Genomic DNA, 15,281 nt, shown 5'->3' with positions numbered 1-15,281 from the left:
GGTCAGGGCAAAGAATGCATTTTATACAGGGTCGGCGGGCAGTGCCCAACTCTCCGGAACGACGATCTCGAACAGTCCCGCCTTGGCGGTGCGCTTGGCCAGCTTGAGCAGCGCCTTGTCCTTGGTAAGCAGCGTGCGGGCGCCGGTATCGCGTGCCAGTTCGAGAAATTTCTGATCATCGGGATCCTTGCAGACCGGAAGGCGGATCTCGGTCTTGACTGCCATCTGTTCCGGCGCGAGCAGGGTGATCAGCGCATCGAATTTCCGGGTGGCCGTGGCGCGGGAATCGGCATCAAGAGGCAGGTGGGTATATTCCAGCACGCGCAGCCATTCGGTGCGGCAATCGTCGCGCGTGACCGCTTCGACTCGACCTTCTTCGAGCGCTGCAAGCAAGGGCTGCCACCTCGGGTCGCGGAAGACGAAAAGATCAAGGCAGACATTCGTGTCGATCACGATGCGATTCGGTATCATTCGGCAATTCATTTCCTGTAGAAACTGCTTTTTCATGCTGTTAGTCATTTCGCCCGCCAAGTCGCTCGACTACGAAACGCCGTCCACCACCAAGGTGCATACCCTGCCGGATTTCCTAGACCATTCCGCCGAACTGATCGAGACACTCCGGCCGCTGTCGCCAGCCCAGCTGTCTTCCCTGATGGATATTTCCGATGCGCTTGCGGTGCTGAATGTTACCCGCTATGCCACATGGTCGCCGGAATTTTCACCGAAAAACGCCAAGCAGGCCGTGCTCGCATTCAATGGGGATGTGTACGAAGGACTGGACGCAGCCTCGCTGACGGAGAAGCAGATCGCTTACCTGCAATCCCGCTTGCGAATATTGTCGGGTCTTTACGGCGTGCTGCGTCCGCTTGACCTGATGCAGCCCTATCGCCTTGAAATGGGCACTTCGCTGGCCAATCCTCGCGGGCGCAACCTGTATGCGTTCTGGGGAAACCTGGTCACCGAGGCCCTGAATGCACAGTTGGCGGCCAACCGGTCAGACGTGCTGGTCAATCTGGCTTCTGACGAGTATTTCAAGGCGGTCAAGCCCAAGCAGCTTGATGCCCGCGTCATTTACCCCGTGTTCGAAGATTGGAAAAACGGCAAATACAAGGTAATTTCCTTCTTTGCAAAAAGGGCTCGCGGCCTGATGGCGCGCTATGCCGCGATCAAGGGAATCACGCAGGCTGAAAAGCTCAAGCAGTTCAACCTCGATGGCTATGCCCATGATCCGGCGGCGTCTGATGACAATCACTGGGTGTTTCGCCGGCGCGTCGAAGCCTGAAGTGGCAGGGGATATGCAGCAGGGGATGCCGGAAGCGAGCCGTTTCCGGCGGAAGCCGCCCATTCTTCAGCGGCTTGCCGGTGGATTGCCCCGTTAAAGAAAAGAGCCCCGTAAAACGGGGCTCTTCGCTATTCATTGCCAGGCTTTCACGGCGGGCGGCGGACCTACCAGATCTGCCACCAGGGCTTGCTGGTTTGCGGACCGCCGCTGAAATAGACGCTGTTCGGGAAATTCTGCCTGAGCACGCGGTTCGTGTCATCCCGCAGATCGGGCAGGCCCAAGGCATCGTAAGACTGTGCCATCACGAAAAGCGCTTCTTCCACCGCCGGCGCTTCGCGGTATTCCGCCACCGCGATCTGCGCGCGGTTTACGGCGGCGACATAGGCGCCGCGACGGAAGTAATACTTCGCCACGTGGACTTCATACTGGGCCATTGCATTGACGAGATATTTCATCCGTGCAATCGCATCCTTGGTGTACACGCTGTCGGGGAAGCGCTCCGCCAATTGTTTGAAGGAGTCGAAGGCGTCGCGCGCGGCTTTCGGATCGCGTTCGCTCGGATCCTGCCTCGACAGGAAGCTCAGGAAGCCGATCCTGTCGTTGAAGTTGATCAGGCCGCGCAGGTAATACATGTAATCGACATTCGGATGATTCGGATGCAGCTTGATGAAGCGCTCGACCGCGGCCAGCGCCTCGGGCTGCTCTCCCTGGCGATAATGGGCGTAAGCGATTTCCATCTGTGCCTGCTGCGCATAGGTGCCGAACGGATAGCGCGATTCCAGCTTTTCAAAATGCTGGATTGCGCGTTCATAATTGCCGCTTGCCAGTTCGTCGCGTGCCTCCGAGTATAATCTCGAGGCCGACCAGGTTCTGGTCTCGTCGATCTTTTCGGGAAGCATGCCGCATCCGGACAGAGACAGAGCAAGGGCGATGGCAGCAATTTTGATCGATCTATTTCGCATGAGGTTTTGCAGGAACACGGCTGAACAAGGCCATGATTATAGCCGATGGCGACTTCTTGCAACGATACAACTGAATTTCCGATTTTGAATAAAACTTCCCCTGAAAACGACGTTTATGACGGCGATGAAGACGACGGCCTGGTGCCGGAAGCGTCTTCCATCGAACTGAAACTCACCCCCGAATTCTGCGGCATCCGCATCGACAAGGTGGTGTCCCAGCTGGTGCCGGAATATTCCCGCAGCCGGCTCCAGCAATGGATCGAAGCCGGACATGTGACTGTCGATGGCCAGCCCGCCAAAGCCAAGGCGCTGGCCCTGGGCGATGAAACCATCGTCATCCGCCCGCAATCCGCGCCCGAGGATACCGCCTTCAGCCCGGAGCCGATTCCACTGGGCATTCTTTACGAAGACAACGCGATTCTCGTCATTGACAAGCCGGCCGGACTGGTCGTGCATCCCGCCGCCGGCAACTGGTCGGGCACCCTGCTCAATGGGCTGCTGCACCACTTTCCCGCCATCGCCTCGGTGCCGAGGGCGGGCATCGTGCACCGCCTGGACAAGGAAACCAGCGGGTTGATGGTGGTGGGAAAAACCCTGCAGGCACAGACCGACCTCGTGCGACAGCTGCAGTCCCGCAGCGTGCACAGGGAGTATCTGGCGCTGGTCTGGGGAGCGCCGCAGATCAGCGGCAGGGTCGATGCCGCGATCGGACGTCATCCGCGCGATCGCATCAAGATGGCGGTGTCGGAGAACGCCAGTGCAAAGCCGGCGGTGACGCATTACGAAAGGATTGCGACCGGAAGTCTGGATGGCCGCCCGGTCAGCCTGCTGAAATGCAGGCTCGAAACCGGACGCACGCACCAGATCCGCGTTCATATGCAGTCCATCGGCTTTACGCTCGTCGGCGACCCTCTTTACGGCAAGCCTCATCTTGCCGCCGTGTTTCCAAGGCAGGCGCTGCATGCCTATCGTCTGGGACTGGTGCATCCCTCCAGCCAGAAGGAATGCGACTGGACTTCGCCTCTGCCGGACGACATGCGGGACCTGCTGGCGCGCGCCGGCATTGATGCCGCAGCGGCGGTGTCGGAGTAGGCGGCATGGTTCCCGCTCTGGTTCCCGACTGGGATGCGCCGGCCAATGTCTCGTCGCTGTCGACGACGCGGCGCGGCGGGACCAGCCTTGCGCCCTATGACGACGGCAGCGGCGCTCATGGCCTCAATCTGGGAGTGCATGTGGGCGATTCGCCGGAAGCGGTCGCTGCCAATCGCGCTTTGCTGCGCTCGATGCTTCCCGGCGAACCCGGGTGGTTGACGCAGGTGCATGGCAGTGAAGTCGTCAATGCCCATGATGCTGCTCCGGCAGCGGAGCGGGGGGAGATGCTGAAGGCCGATGCCTGCATCGCGACCGCACCGGGTGTCGTCTGCGTCATCCAGACGGCGGACTGCCTGCCGGTGCTGTTCTGCGATACCGAAGGAAGGGTCGTCGGCGCGGCGCATGCCGGCTGGCGGGGCCTCGCGCACGGGGTGCTGGAAAACACGGTGGCACGCATGCGCGAAGCCGGCGCCGGGGACATTCTGGCATGGATGGGACCAGCCATCGGACCAGCCTGTTTCGAGGTGGGCGAAGATGTGCTGCAGGCGTTCGCCGAACAAGACCGGGAGGCTGCCGCGGCATTTACACCGGTTACCGCAGGTTCTTCAAAATATCATGCGGATATCTATGCACTGGCACGGCGTCGTCTTGCAAGCGCCAATGTCAACCGCGTATGGGGAGGAAATCGCTGTACCGTAAGCGAGCGGGAGCATTTCTATTCCTATCGACGCGACGGCGTGACTGGCCGCATGGCCTCGTTGATCTGGTTCAAGTAGCGTTCTTTCAGGAGAGCCGTGATGCCATGCATCAACTTACGGTGTCCCGTTGCGGTCTTCACTCCTGATCTCTCCCGTATTCTTTCGTTCCGCGGCTTCTTCCAGTAGTAATTTTTCGGCTTTTGCCCTGTTACGCTTGCGTCGTGGCGCACCCATCAAGTATAAAATGATCGTCAGGGGCAAGACGCCATAGAGCAGGAAGGTCATGACGCCTGCAGTGACCGAGTGTTCGGTGATGGACATCATCAAGACGACATAAATCCATGCGATGGCGACGATAAGCATAGCAGGCGCAAGCAGTTTCGAAAGTTCGACAAACCGTAACCTTACGCGAAAAAAGAGACTCAAGCATGAATAACATGTTCACCCCTCAAGGCGATCCGCAGACCTGGATGGCACAGTTCGCCGACCCGAATGCCTGGCAGTCCATGCTGCAGACTCCGCAGCTCGATACCCGGCCCTTTACTGCCACGGTCAAGGAATTCGGCGCGACCATTGATCCGTCGGTTCTCGCCAAGCTGCAGGGCGACTACATGCAGGAAATGTCGAACCTCTGGCAGCAGATGCTCTCCGCGAAGGCGCCCGTGATTGCCGACAAGCGTTTCACTTCGCCCGAATGGCAATCCAATCCCCTGTTCGCATTCAATGCGGCCGCCTATCTGCTTAATGCGCGCTTCCTGATGGCGATGGCCGATGCCGTCGAAGCAGCACCCCGTGCGAAGCAGAAAATTCGTTTTGCGGTGCAACAGATGGTGGACGCCATGTCGCCGGCGAACTTCCTCGTGACGAATCCCGAGGCGCAGCAAAAGATCGTCGAAACCAAGGGGGAAAGCCTGGCAAAGGGCATTGCCCACATGCTGGAAGACATGCAGAAGGGGCGAATCTCCCAGACCGACGAATCGGCCTTCGAAGTTGGAAAGAACGTGGCCACCAGCGAGGGAGCGGTGGTATTCGAGAATGCGCTTTTCCAGCTGATTCAGTACAAGCCGCTCACCAAGTCGGTGTTCGAACGGCCGCTGCTGCTGGTGCCTCCTTGCATCAACAAGTACTACATCCTGGACCTGCAGCCGGAGAACTCGCTTGTGCGGCATGCCGTGGAGCAGGGCCACACGGTGTTCCTGGTGTCGTGGGTCAATCCCGACGCATCGCTCGGCAACAGGACCTGGGATGACTATATTCTCGAAGGCGTCGTCAAGGCCATCAATGTCGTACAGGAAATCTCCGGTCAGGAGCAGATCAATGCGCTCGGCTTCTGCGTGGGAGGCACGTTATTGTCGACTGCGCTGGCGCTGCTGTATGCGCGCGGCGAAAACCCGGTTTCCAGCCTCACCCTGCTGACCACCTTCCTCGATTTTTCCGATCCCGGCGTGATCGAGGTGTTCATCGACGAAGCGCAGGTTTCGCTGCGTGAGCAGCAGCTGGGCAAGGGCGGGCTGATGCCCGGACGTGATTTCGCCTCCGCATTTTCGAGCCTGCGTCCCAATGATCTGGTCTGGAATTACGTCAAGGCCAATTATCTGAAGGGCGAGAATCCGCCTCCGTTCGACCTTCTGTACTGGAATGCTGACAGCACGAATCTGCCCGGCCCGATGTTCTGCTGGTATCTGCGCAATCTCTATCTCGAGAACCGGCTGCGTACGCCCGGCAAGGTGAGTGTTGCCGGCGAAAAGATCGACTTGTCGAAGATCGATGCACCGACCTTCATCTACGGCTCCCGCGAAGATCATATCGTTCCATGGACCGCCGCCTACGAGTCGGTCAAGTTGCTCAACCCGAAGAAGCGCGAGCGCAACCGCTTCGTACTCGGTGCCTCCGGACACATTGCCGGAGTTATCAACCCTCCCGCCAAGAAGAAACGCAGCTACTGGAGCGCCGACCAGGCGTTCGACAGCGCCGAGGAGTGGCTCGGCAAAGCGACGGAAACGCCCGGCAGCTGGTGGCCGGAATGGACCGGTTTCCTGGCGGAGAATGCCGGCGAGCAGGTTCCCGCACCTAAAAAATTTGGCAATGCCAATTACAAGCCGATCGAACCGGCGCCTGGCCGATACGTGAAGGTCAAGGCTGATACCAAGTAGCGGCGCAAGTCTAGCCCATAGCGACCGGTGGCAATGCGGGACGCCAGCATCCCGCATTGCCACCGGTCGCGAGCCTGTCGCGCGGGAGTTCGTCCCGTATTCCAAGACCGAAAATTGAAATTGCGTTCAGAGCCCCAAGGCGTCGAGGGAAGGCGGGATGTTGCCCGGAAGCTGACGGACGTCGAAAGGCGATTTTGCTCAAACGCATTGCAATAAAGCCATGTGCATTTTGCAAGACTTCCCTAAAGCTTTGTTTTTTCGCACTATAATAAAACTGGAGACAGCGAACGCCTGTTCGCTTTATTAAAAAAACGGCAATGACGCGTTGCGACGCAAAAACTGGAATATTCGATGAACAGTGCAAAAAAGCTTTCCGAGCGCTTGATTAAGAAGTATCCGAACCGCCGTCTTTATGACACGCAAACGAGTTCCTACATCACGCTGGCGGACGTCAAGCAACTGGTGCTTGACAACGAGGAATTTACTGTTGTTGACGCCAAGTCCGAAGAGGACCTGACCCGCAGCATCCTGCTGCAAATCATCCTTGAAGAAGAAGCCAACGGCACGCCGATGTTTTCCAGCGGCGCGCTGTCGCAGATCATCCGCTACTATGGGCATGCGATGCAGGGGATGATGGGCTCCTACCTGGAAAAGAATATCCAGGCGTTCATCGATATCCAGAACAAACTGGCCGAGAGTTCCAAAGGGTTCTACGAAGGCAAGCCGTTCAGTCAGGAAATGTGGACCCAGTTCATGAATGTGCAGGGCCCCATGATGCAGGGGATGATGAGCAACTACATCGAACAGAGCAAGAACCTGTTCCTGCAAATGCAAGACCAGATGCAAAGCCAGACAAAGAACATGTTCGGCACTTTCCCGTTCGTACCACCCGTACCGCCGGTACCTCCGACCGATAAAAACAAGTAATCCACTTCGATCAGCGCTGTCGCGGTCCGGCTCCGATGGCGAAAAGGCAAGCCGGACCACGTGTCTGTCCGCGTGCCTGTCTGCACCGGGAAGTTGCCTGCGGAGGGTACAATAGCGGATTCGCTTTGTACCTCATCCTGTCATGTCCAACGCTTCCCATTCTCCGAAAGTCGGCTTCGTCTCGCTTGGCTGCCCCAAGGCGCTCGTCGACTCCGAACAAATCCTCACCCAACTTCGCGCCGAAGGCTACGATACGGCCAAGTCCTATGACGGTGCCGACCTGGTTATCGTCAATACCTGCGGTTTCATCGATGCCGCCGTTCAAGAATCGCTGGATGCCATCGGCGAAGCGCTGAACGAAAACGGCAAGGTCATCGTGACCGGTTGCCTGGGCGCAAAGAAAGACGCGGCCGGCAACGACATCATCCAGTCGGTGCATCCGAAAGTGCTGGAAGTCACCGGCCCGCACGCCGTCGGTGAAGTCATGGCCGCGGTACACAAGCACCTGCCCAAGCCGCACGATCCCTTCATCGACCTGGTACCGGCGCAAGGCGTGAAGCTGACGCCCAAGCATTATGCCTATCTGAAGATTTCCGAAGGCTGCAACCATCGCTGCAGCTTCTGCATCATTCCTTCCATGCGCGGCGACCTGGTGTCCCGTCCTGTCGCGGACGTGATGCTGGAAGCGGAAAATCTGTTCAAGGCCGGAGTCAAGGAACTGCTGGTGATTTCCCAGGACACCAGCGCCTATGGTGTCGATGTGAAGTTCCGCACCGGTTTCTGGAACGGCAAGCCGCTGCGCACCCACATGACGCAGCTGGTCGGTGCGCTCGGCGAGCTGGCGGCGCAGTACGGCGCCTGGGTCCGCCTGCACTATGTGTACCCGTATCCGCATGTCGACGACGTCATTCCGATGATGGCGGAGGGAAGGGTGCTGCCCTACCTCGACGTGCCGCTCCAGCATGCGCATCCCGACGTGCTCAAGCGCATGAAACGTCCGGCCAGCGGCGAAAAGAATATTGAACGCATCCAGGCCTGGCGCAAGATGTGTCCCGACCTGACCATCCGCTCCACTTTCATTGCGGGTTTTCCGGGCGAGACCGAAGAAGAATTCCAATACCTTCTGGACTTCCTCAAGGAAGCCCAGATCGACAGGCTCGGCTGCTTCTCCTATTCCCCGGTTGAAGGCGCGACTGCCAATGCGCTGGCCAATCCGGTACCCGAGGAAGTGCGCGACGAACGCCGCGGACGCGTCATGGAGCTTCAGGAAGAGATATCGAAGCAGCGCATGCAAGCAAAGGTCGGCAAGACCTTGCGTGTTCTGCTGGATGAAGTCGGCCCCACGGGCGGCGTCGGTCGCTCCGTGGCGGATGCGCCGGAGATCGACGGCGTCGTGTATGTCAAGCCGCCGTACGAGCCGCATCGCAAGCTCAAGGTGGGTGAATTCGTCGAGGTGAAGATAACGGCTGCCGATGCGCACGACTTGTGGGCGGAAGCATGATGAAGCGGTGCTTGAACACGGCATTGCTTGCCGGCGCGATGCTCCTGGCGGGCATGCCGGCTTCGCCGGCGTTATCGGCAAGCGCATCCACGTCCGCCGCGCCGGCTGATACCTCGGGCAAAGCACTTTTCATGAAACCCGTCGCCCTGCGCGGCATGCTCGGCGATGCACAGATCCAGGTGACGCTGCGCACCAAGGAACCGGCCGAGGACGGCATCGAAGGCGAGTACTTCGTGTTCGGCGGATCGCATCGGGTCCTGCTAGCCGGTGAAGTGGAGGGGCAGGAAGTGTTCATGGAGGAATCCGAGAACGGCACCGATGTCTCGGGCCAATGGGATGGCAAGCTGGCGGGCGAGACGCTGACGGGAGAATGGCAGTCAGCGGACGGCAAGATCAAGAAGCCTTTCAGCCTGCGTATTGTCCGCGCCGAGGATAAAGGCAGCCCGGGCCAGAATGGCCGTGCGGCCGGTCAGGGAAAGCAGCAATAATTCAATTACCAGGGAGTCCATGCGTGTCAGACCGTAAATCGCTGCAAACCGCTCTCATTCACACCGATTACCAGGCGCCGGAAGGCTTTGGCGCGTTCCCGACGCCGATTCATCATGCGTCGACGGTGCTGTTCAAGAATGTCGCCGCCATGCGTTCACGCAATTGGCAGGACAAGAGCGCCTATACCTACGGACTGCACGGGACACCGACCACTTTTACGCTGGAAGCCCGGCTTGCCGAGATCGAGGGCGGCACGCATTGCCTGCTGGCCCCCAGCGGGCTGGCCGCCATCTCGATGGTCGATCTGGGGCTGCTCAAGTCGGGAGATGACGTCCTGCTCCCGGACAATGTTTACAACCCGAATCGCGAACTGGGGCGCTGGCTGTCGCAGGATTTCGGTATCACCTCCCGTTTCTACGATCCGCTCATCGGCGCCGGCATCGCGGAACTGATACAGCCCAACACCCGCCTGGTCTGGACGGAGGCGCCGGGATCGGTATCGATGGAAGTGCCGGATATTCCGGCCATCTGCCAGGCGGTCCGGGCGCGACGCGCAACCGGGCAGGATATTCATGTGGCGCTCGACAACACCTGGTCGGCGGGGATCGCCTTCCGGGCCTTCGATCACGGCGTCGACATCGTGATGCAGGCGCTGACGAAGTACCAGTCGGGCGGCTCCGATGTACTGATGGGCGCGGTGACCACACGCGACGCGGCGCTGATCCACCGCATCGAAATGGCGCACATGCGGCTTGGCTATGGCGTCGGCGCCGACGATGCCTACCTCGTTCTGCGCGGCCTGCCGAGCATGAAGCTGCGCTTCGATGCCCATGACGCCGCGGCCCGCAAGATCGCGGCCTGGCTCAAGAACCGTCCCGAGGTCGAGCGCGTGCTGCATCCCGCATTCGAGGATTGTCCCGGGCATGAGATCTGGAAGCGGGATTTCACCGGTGCGGGCGGTCTGTTTTCCATCGTATTCAATGAGCGCTACGCGGAAGCCCGGACTGATGCTTTCGTGGATGCCCTCAAACTGTTCAAGATCGGATTCAGCTGGGGCGGGGCGAACAGCCTGTGCGTGCCTTACCGGATACAGGGCATGCGGCGCGGCTGGAAAGGCAGCGGTCAATTGGTGCGCCTGAATATCGGCCTGGAAGATCCCGAGGACTTGATCGCGGATATCGAACAGGCGCTGAACGTATTGAACAGGTAGGGTCGTTCAGCCGGCCAGAGAGATATTGCGTCAGGCGTATCGCATATCGATTGCATATCGGGCGCCATGGCTCGCCATGGCACCCGATGCATTCAACCTGGTCCGCTCAGATTTTCATTGCCTTGTTGTCGTTCAGATCAAGTATGCCCTTGATCAGACGATAGGCCTTCCATACCCATGCTGCGGTCCAGATGAGCCAGGCGAACGGTATGCCGATCACGGTCATGAACAGAATGCCGCCGACCACCATCCAGAACAAATACCACCAGAACGAACGGATCTGCCATCGGTGATGGCTTTCGACGAAGGTGCCGGCCGCGTCGTCCTTCTTGATGTAATTGATGATCAGCGGAATCCAGGAAAAGGCGCCGAGTGAAAACAGGAAGCTGAGTCCATGAAGGATATACAGCCACCAGGCAAGGCTTTTGGTGGATTGCAACTTGCTGTCAAGAACGAGTTCCTGGGCCATTATTCCTCCAAAGTGGTGATCTTTTCTAGAAGATCAGTCGAACATCGATAAGATTCCGTCCAACCCCACAAAATTCAAGGCCACGTCGGCTTGCGCGCGTACGACCGGCTTGGCACGGAACGCGACCGACATGCCGGATATCCCCATCATCTTCAAGTCATTGGCGCCGTCGCCCATCACAATGGCTTTCCGCGTGGAAATCCCAAGTTCGGCGCAGACGCGTTCCACCGTCAGCATTTTCTCGTCCGCATCGACAATGCCGCCCACCACCCGGCCGGTCAGTTTGCCGTCGACGATCTCCAGTACGTTGGAGTGGGTGTAGTCCAGCCCGAGACGGGTTTTCATGCGATCGGTAAAGAAAGTGAAGCCGCCGGATACCAGCAGGGTTTTCAGGCCCGCTGCCTTGACCGCTTCCAGCATGCGCTCCGCGCCCGGCGACAGTTTCAGCCGCTCGTCATATACCCGCTGCAGGGCCGAGGCTTCCAGTCCCTTGAGCAGTGCGACGCGGCGCGTCAGGCTTTCGCGAAATTCGATTTCACCGCGCATCGCGGCTTCCGTGATCTCGGCCACCTGCGGCTTGAGACCCTGCATGTCGGCGATTTCGTCGATGCACTCGATGGTGATCAGCGTGGAATCCATGTCCATAGCGACCAGGCCGAAGTCGGACAGGCGGCGTCCTGCAGGTGTAAACGCATAGTCGAGCTGGGCGCCGAGGCATTCCTGGTCGACGCTGGCCTTGAGCGCATCGGAAAAGCGGATGTCTTCCACGCGGTAGGCATGGTCGGTCAATGCAACGATGCGCCGACCGCCGGCGAGGGCGGCGATACGGTCTATGTCGGAGCGCTGGGTGGACAAGCCTTGCAAAATGAGATTCGTTGTCATTGTACTTTCGCGGATCGGGGGATCATGCGGTAATCGTTGGATCATGCCGCATGTCCCGGCCTTGCCTGCGTCAAAGAGTCAAAGTGAGAGTCAAAATGGAGAAAGTTGATGAGTGAAAGGCGTGCAGGCGGAATGCCGTCAGCCGGCAAGTGAGCGTATCGTTGCCTTGACCTGCGACACGCGCGCCGCCAGGTCGGGCATGTTTGCCGTGATCCGCAGCTTGTCCTGGCCGTTCAGCTTCACATGCCGGTTCTTTTGCACCAGTTCGATGATGCGCATGGCGTCGATCGGCGGGTTCGGCTGGAATTGCAGCACCGCGGATTCCGCATGGGCATCGATTTTAACAATTCCTACCGGCATTGCCGCAATGCGCAGGCGATGCGTTTCGATCAGCGCCTTGGCGGGATCCGGCATCTTGCCGAAACGGTCGATCAGTTCTTCCTGCAGCTCATCGATCATATGCGAGGCCTGGCAGTTGGCAAGTCGCTTGTACAGGGACAGCCGCTCATGCACATCGCCGCAGTAATCCTGGGGCAGCAGGGCGGGCACATGCAGATTGATCTCGGTCGTGGACGACAGCGGCGCGGCCAGGTCGGGTTCCTTTCCGTTCTTGAGGGAGCGGACCGCTTCGTTAAGCATGTCGGAGTACAGCTGGAATCCGATTTCCTGCATCTCGCCGGACTGGTTCTCGCCAAGCACTTCGCCGGCGCCGCGGATTTCGAGGTCGTGCATTGCCAGGTAAAAGCCGCTGCCGAGTTCTTCCATCTGCTGGATGGCTTCGAGACGCCGCTGGGCCTGCTTGCTCAGGCCTTGCACGTCATGCACCAGCAGATAGGCATAGGCCTGGTGGTGCGAACGGCCGACACGGCCGCGCAGCTGGTGCAGCTGCGCCAGGCCGAACTTGTCGGCGCGGTGCATGATGATGGTGTTGGCCGTCGGCACGTCGATGCCGGTTTCGATGATGGTCGTGCAGAGGAGAATGTTGTAACGCTGGGCGACGAAATCGCGCATGACCTTTTCCAGGTCGCGCTCATGCATCTGGCCGTGGGCAACGGCGACGCGCGCCTCGGGCAGCAAGCCTTCCAGCATGGCCTTGCGGTTGAGGATGGTTTCCACCTCATTGTGCAGGAAATACACCTGGCCGCCGCGCTTCAGTTCGCGCAGGCAGGCTTCGCGGATCACCGAATCATCCTCGCTGCGCACGAAGGTCTTGATGGCAAGCCGTTTCTGCGGCGCGGTGGCGATCACGGAAAAGTCGCGCAGGCCTTCGAGCGCCATGCCCAGGGTGCGCGGGATCGGCGTGGCGGTCAGCGTCAGCACGTCGACTTCGGCGCGCAGCGCTTTCAACGCTTCCTTCTGGCGTACGCCGAAACGGTGCTCCTCGTCGATGATCACCAGGCCAAGGCGGGAAAACTTGACATCGCCCGACAGCAGCTTGTGCGTGCCGATGACGATATCCACAGTACCTTCCGCCATTCCCTTGATCGCCTGCGTGACTTCCTTGCCCGAGCGGAAGCGCGACAGCTCGGCGATCTTTACCGGCCAGTCGGCGAAGCGGTCGGCGAAAGTCTGCGCATGCTGCTCGGCCAGCAGCGTGGTGGGCGCAAGAATGGCGACCTGCTTGCCGCCCATGACGGCGACGAAAGCGGCGCGCAGCGCGACTTCGGTCTTGCCGAAGCCGACATCGCCGCAGATCAGGCGATCCATCGGCTTGCCGCTGGTCATGTCGGCGATGACCGCATTGATGGCGGCGCTCTGGTCGGGCGTTTCCTCGAAGCCGAAGCTTTCCGCGAACGCTTCGTAATCGCGCGCCGAATACTGGAAGGCATGGCCTTGGCGCGCGGCGCGGCGCGCATACAGGTTGAGCAGTTCGGCGGCGGTATCCCGGATTTGCTGGGCGGCTTTTTTCTTTGCCTTTTCCCATTGGCCTGAGCCGAGAATGTGCAGCGGCGCCTCGTCGGGCGACGCGCCGGAATAGCGGGAGATGACGTGCAGCTGGGATACCGGCACATACAGCTTGGTGTCCTTCGCGTACTCCAGGTGCAGGAATTCGGTTTCCCCCTCGCCGAGATCCATGCTGATCAGGCCCATGTAGCGGCCGATGCCGTGGCTGACATGCACCACCGGATCGCCGACTTTCAGCTCCGACAGGTCGCGCACCATGTACTCGACCTGGGTGACAGCTTCCTGCTTCCTGCGTCCGGCGCGCCTGCCGCTGCCGGCATACAGCTCGGTTTCCGTGATGAAGATCAGGCCGCCGAGTTCCGGGTCCAGTTCGAACCCGGCTTGCAGCGGCGCCACGCCAAGCGCCAGCCTGGCCGAGGAGCGGGCGAACTCGTCGAAACTCTCGACGGGCACGAGATCGAGCGCATATTCATTGAAATACTGCTGCAGCGTCTCGCGCCTGCCGTTGGAGTCGGCGCAGATCATCACCCGCTTGTCGGTTTTCAGCAGGTAGGAACGCAGATTGACCAGGGGATCGTCGGCGCGCCGGTTCACCGCGATATTGGGTATTGGCGCGGAGATCGCCGAAGGCGCATCGTCGGTCTGTATTGTCCAGCGCGCATAGGGCTTGGCCAGGATGAAGAAATCCTGGTCGGTCAGGAACAGGCGCTCCGGAGCAAGCAGGGGGCGCTCGCGATCGGCTTTCAGAAACTTGTAGCGCGACTGGGTGTCGCTCCAGAAGCGCTTGATCGAAGCCTCGATATCCCCGACCAGCGCGAACATGGTGTGTTCCGGCACGTACTGGAACAGGGTTGCCGTCTCCTCGAAGAACAGCGGAAGGTAATATTCAATGCCGGCCGAGGCGATGCCGTTGCCGATGTCCTTGTAGATGGAGGACTTCGACGGATCGCCTTCGAATTCCTCGCGCCACCGGCTGCGGAAAGCGGTGCGCGCCGCCTCATCCATTGGAAACTCGCGTCCGGGCAGCAGCCTGACTTCCGGCACCGGGTAAAGCGAGCGCTGGGTGTCGGCATCGAAGGTGCGGATGGTTTCGATGGTGTCGCCGAACAGGTCGAGACGGTAAGGCAGGGGCGACCCCATCGGGAACAGGTCGATCAGGCCGCCGCGCACCGAGTATTCGCCGGGCGACATCACCTGCGTGACATGAGTGTATCCGGCCAGCGTGAGCTGGGTTCTCAGGCGGGTCTCATCGAGGGTTTCGCCCTTCTTGAAAAAGAAGGTGTACGCCGCGAGGAAGGAAGGCGGCGCCATGCGCAGCAATGCCGTGGTTGCCGGTACGATCAGCACATCGCATTGCCCGGTATGAATTTCATGCAGGGTCGCAAGGCGTTCCGACACCAGATCCTGGTGCGGCGAGAAGGCATCGTAGGGCAGGGTTTCCCAGTCGGGCAGCAGGTGGCAGCGCAGTTCCGTGCCGGCGCCGCCGAACCAGGGAATCTCCGCCAATAGCCGCTGGGCATCGGAGGCATTCGCCACCACGACCGCCAGCATGCGCTGCTGCGCCTTGAGGGTAACGGCCGCCTGCGCAAGCGCGTAGGCATCGGCGGAACCGTGGGTGGATGGCAGCGCAAAGCGGTTGCCAGGCTTGGGCAGGGATTTTTTAAGATCGAACGACATCAGCGGAGGACATCCGGAAGGTCGGGCAAGTTCA

Annotated in this window: 14 protein-coding genes; 8 read left to right on the top strand and 6 right to left on the bottom strand. The window is 59.9% G+C overall.

What is annotated here, in order from left to right; all coding sequences use genetic code 11:
• Window positions 1-21 precede the first annotated feature (21 nt).
• Window positions 22-471, bottom strand: a complete 450-nt coding sequence (locus tag FH061_RS08655) for a putative toxin-antitoxin system toxin component, PIN family (protein WP_151635004.1) — start codon at window positions 469-471, stop codon at window positions 22-24.
• 34 nt (window positions 472-505) lie between these two features.
• Between FH061_RS08655 and yaaA the strand changes: the two genes are divergently transcribed.
• A complete protein-coding gene (yaaA, locus tag FH061_RS08650; RefSeq protein WP_151635002.1) occupies window positions 506-1,282 on the top strand; it encodes a peroxide stress protein YaaA in 777 nt (258 codons plus the stop codon).
• Between the two features lie 164 nt (window positions 1,283-1,446).
• Here the strand turns inward: yaaA and FH061_RS08645 are convergent, their stop codons facing one another.
• Complete coding sequence (locus FH061_RS08645) at window positions 1,447-2,244, bottom strand: outer membrane protein assembly factor BamD (RefSeq protein WP_151635000.1); 798 nt, start codon at window positions 2,242-2,244, stop codon at window positions 1,447-1,449.
• Between the two features lie 45 nt (window positions 2,245-2,289).
• On the opposite strand from FH061_RS08645, the gene FH061_RS08640 reads away from it, so the two are divergent.
• Window positions 2,290-3,336, top strand: coding sequence for an RluA family pseudouridine synthase (locus FH061_RS08640; protein ID WP_151634998.1), 1,047 nt, complete (start codon window positions 2,290-2,292; stop codon window positions 3,334-3,336).
• Window positions 3,337-3,341: 5 nt separating this feature from the next.
• Complete coding sequence (pgeF, locus tag FH061_RS08635) at window positions 3,342-4,112, top strand: peptidoglycan editing factor PgeF (RefSeq protein WP_151634996.1); 771 nt, start codon at window positions 3,342-3,344, stop codon at window positions 4,110-4,112.
• Window positions 4,113-4,148: 36 nt separating this feature from the next.
• Here pgeF and FH061_RS08630 read toward each other — a convergent pair whose 3' ends face one another.
• Window positions 4,149-4,397, bottom strand: a complete 249-nt coding sequence (locus FH061_RS08630; protein ID WP_151634994.1) for a hypothetical protein — start codon at window positions 4,395-4,397, stop codon at window positions 4,149-4,151.
• A gap of 65 nt (window positions 4,398-4,462) precedes the next feature.
• Here FH061_RS08630 and phaC point away from each other — a divergent pair, with 65 nt between their 5' ends.
• The 5 genes from phaC (at window position 4,463) to FH061_RS08605 (ending at window position 10,314) form a co-directional block, all read left to right on the top strand.
• Window positions 4,463-6,187 (top strand): class I poly(R)-hydroxyalkanoic acid synthase, encoded by a 1,725-nt coding sequence (gene phaC, locus FH061_RS08625; protein WP_404822432.1) that lies wholly within the window; start codon window positions 4,463-4,465, stop codon window positions 6,185-6,187.
• 351 nt (window positions 6,188-6,538) lie between these two features.
• The gene (gene phaR, locus FH061_RS08620) at window positions 6,539-7,114 is read left to right on the top strand and encodes a polyhydroxyalkanoate synthesis repressor PhaR (protein ID WP_151634992.1); all 576 of its coding nucleotides are present in this window, start codon (window positions 6,539-6,541) and stop codon (window positions 7,112-7,114) included.
• Window positions 7,115-7,256: 142 nt separating this feature from the next.
• Entirely contained in the window at window positions 7,257-8,615 is a 1,359-nt protein-coding gene (gene rimO / locus FH061_RS08615) for a 30S ribosomal protein S12 methylthiotransferase RimO (protein WP_151634990.1), read from the top strand.
• An 11-nt stretch (window positions 8,616-8,626) separates the two neighbouring features.
• Window positions 8,627-9,103: a hypothetical protein gene (locus tag FH061_RS08610; RefSeq protein WP_151634988.1), complete on the top strand. Its 477-nt coding sequence runs from the start codon at window positions 8,627-8,629 to the stop codon at window positions 9,101-9,103.
• 23 nt (window positions 9,104-9,126) lie between these two features.
• On the top strand, window positions 9,127-10,314 hold the full coding sequence (locus FH061_RS08605) for a cystathionine beta-lyase (RefSeq protein ID WP_151634986.1): 1,188 nt from the start codon (window positions 9,127-9,129) through the stop codon (window positions 10,312-10,314).
• 106 nt (window positions 10,315-10,420) lie between these two features.
• Here the strand turns inward: FH061_RS08605 and FH061_RS08600 are convergent, their stop codons facing one another.
• From FH061_RS08600 to mfd, 3 genes are all read right to left on the bottom strand, one after another.
• Complete coding sequence (locus FH061_RS08600) at window positions 10,421-10,783, bottom strand: DUF4870 family protein (RefSeq protein WP_151634984.1); 363 nt, start codon at window positions 10,781-10,783, stop codon at window positions 10,421-10,423.
• Window positions 10,784-10,816: 33 nt separating this feature from the next.
• Window positions 10,817-11,665 (bottom strand): phosphoserine phosphatase SerB, encoded by an 849-nt coding sequence (gene serB / locus FH061_RS08595; RefSeq protein WP_151634982.1) that lies wholly within the window; start codon window positions 11,663-11,665, stop codon window positions 10,817-10,819.
• Between the two features lie 138 nt (window positions 11,666-11,803).
• On the bottom strand, window positions 11,804-15,247 hold the full coding sequence (gene mfd / locus FH061_RS08590; RefSeq protein ID WP_151634980.1) for a transcription-repair coupling factor: 3,444 nt from the start codon (window positions 15,245-15,247) through the stop codon (window positions 11,804-11,806).
• Window positions 15,248-15,281 lie beyond the last annotated feature (34 nt).

Origin of the sequence: Noviherbaspirillum aerium, from assembly GCF_008929045.1 — a bacterium.
Classification (GTDB): domain Bacteria; phylum Pseudomonadota; class Gammaproteobacteria; order Burkholderiales; family Burkholderiaceae_D; genus Noviherbaspirillum; species Noviherbaspirillum aerium.
The sequence above is the reverse complement of the archived record's forward strand: the minus strand, read 5'-3'. Positions and strand labels throughout refer to the sequence as shown.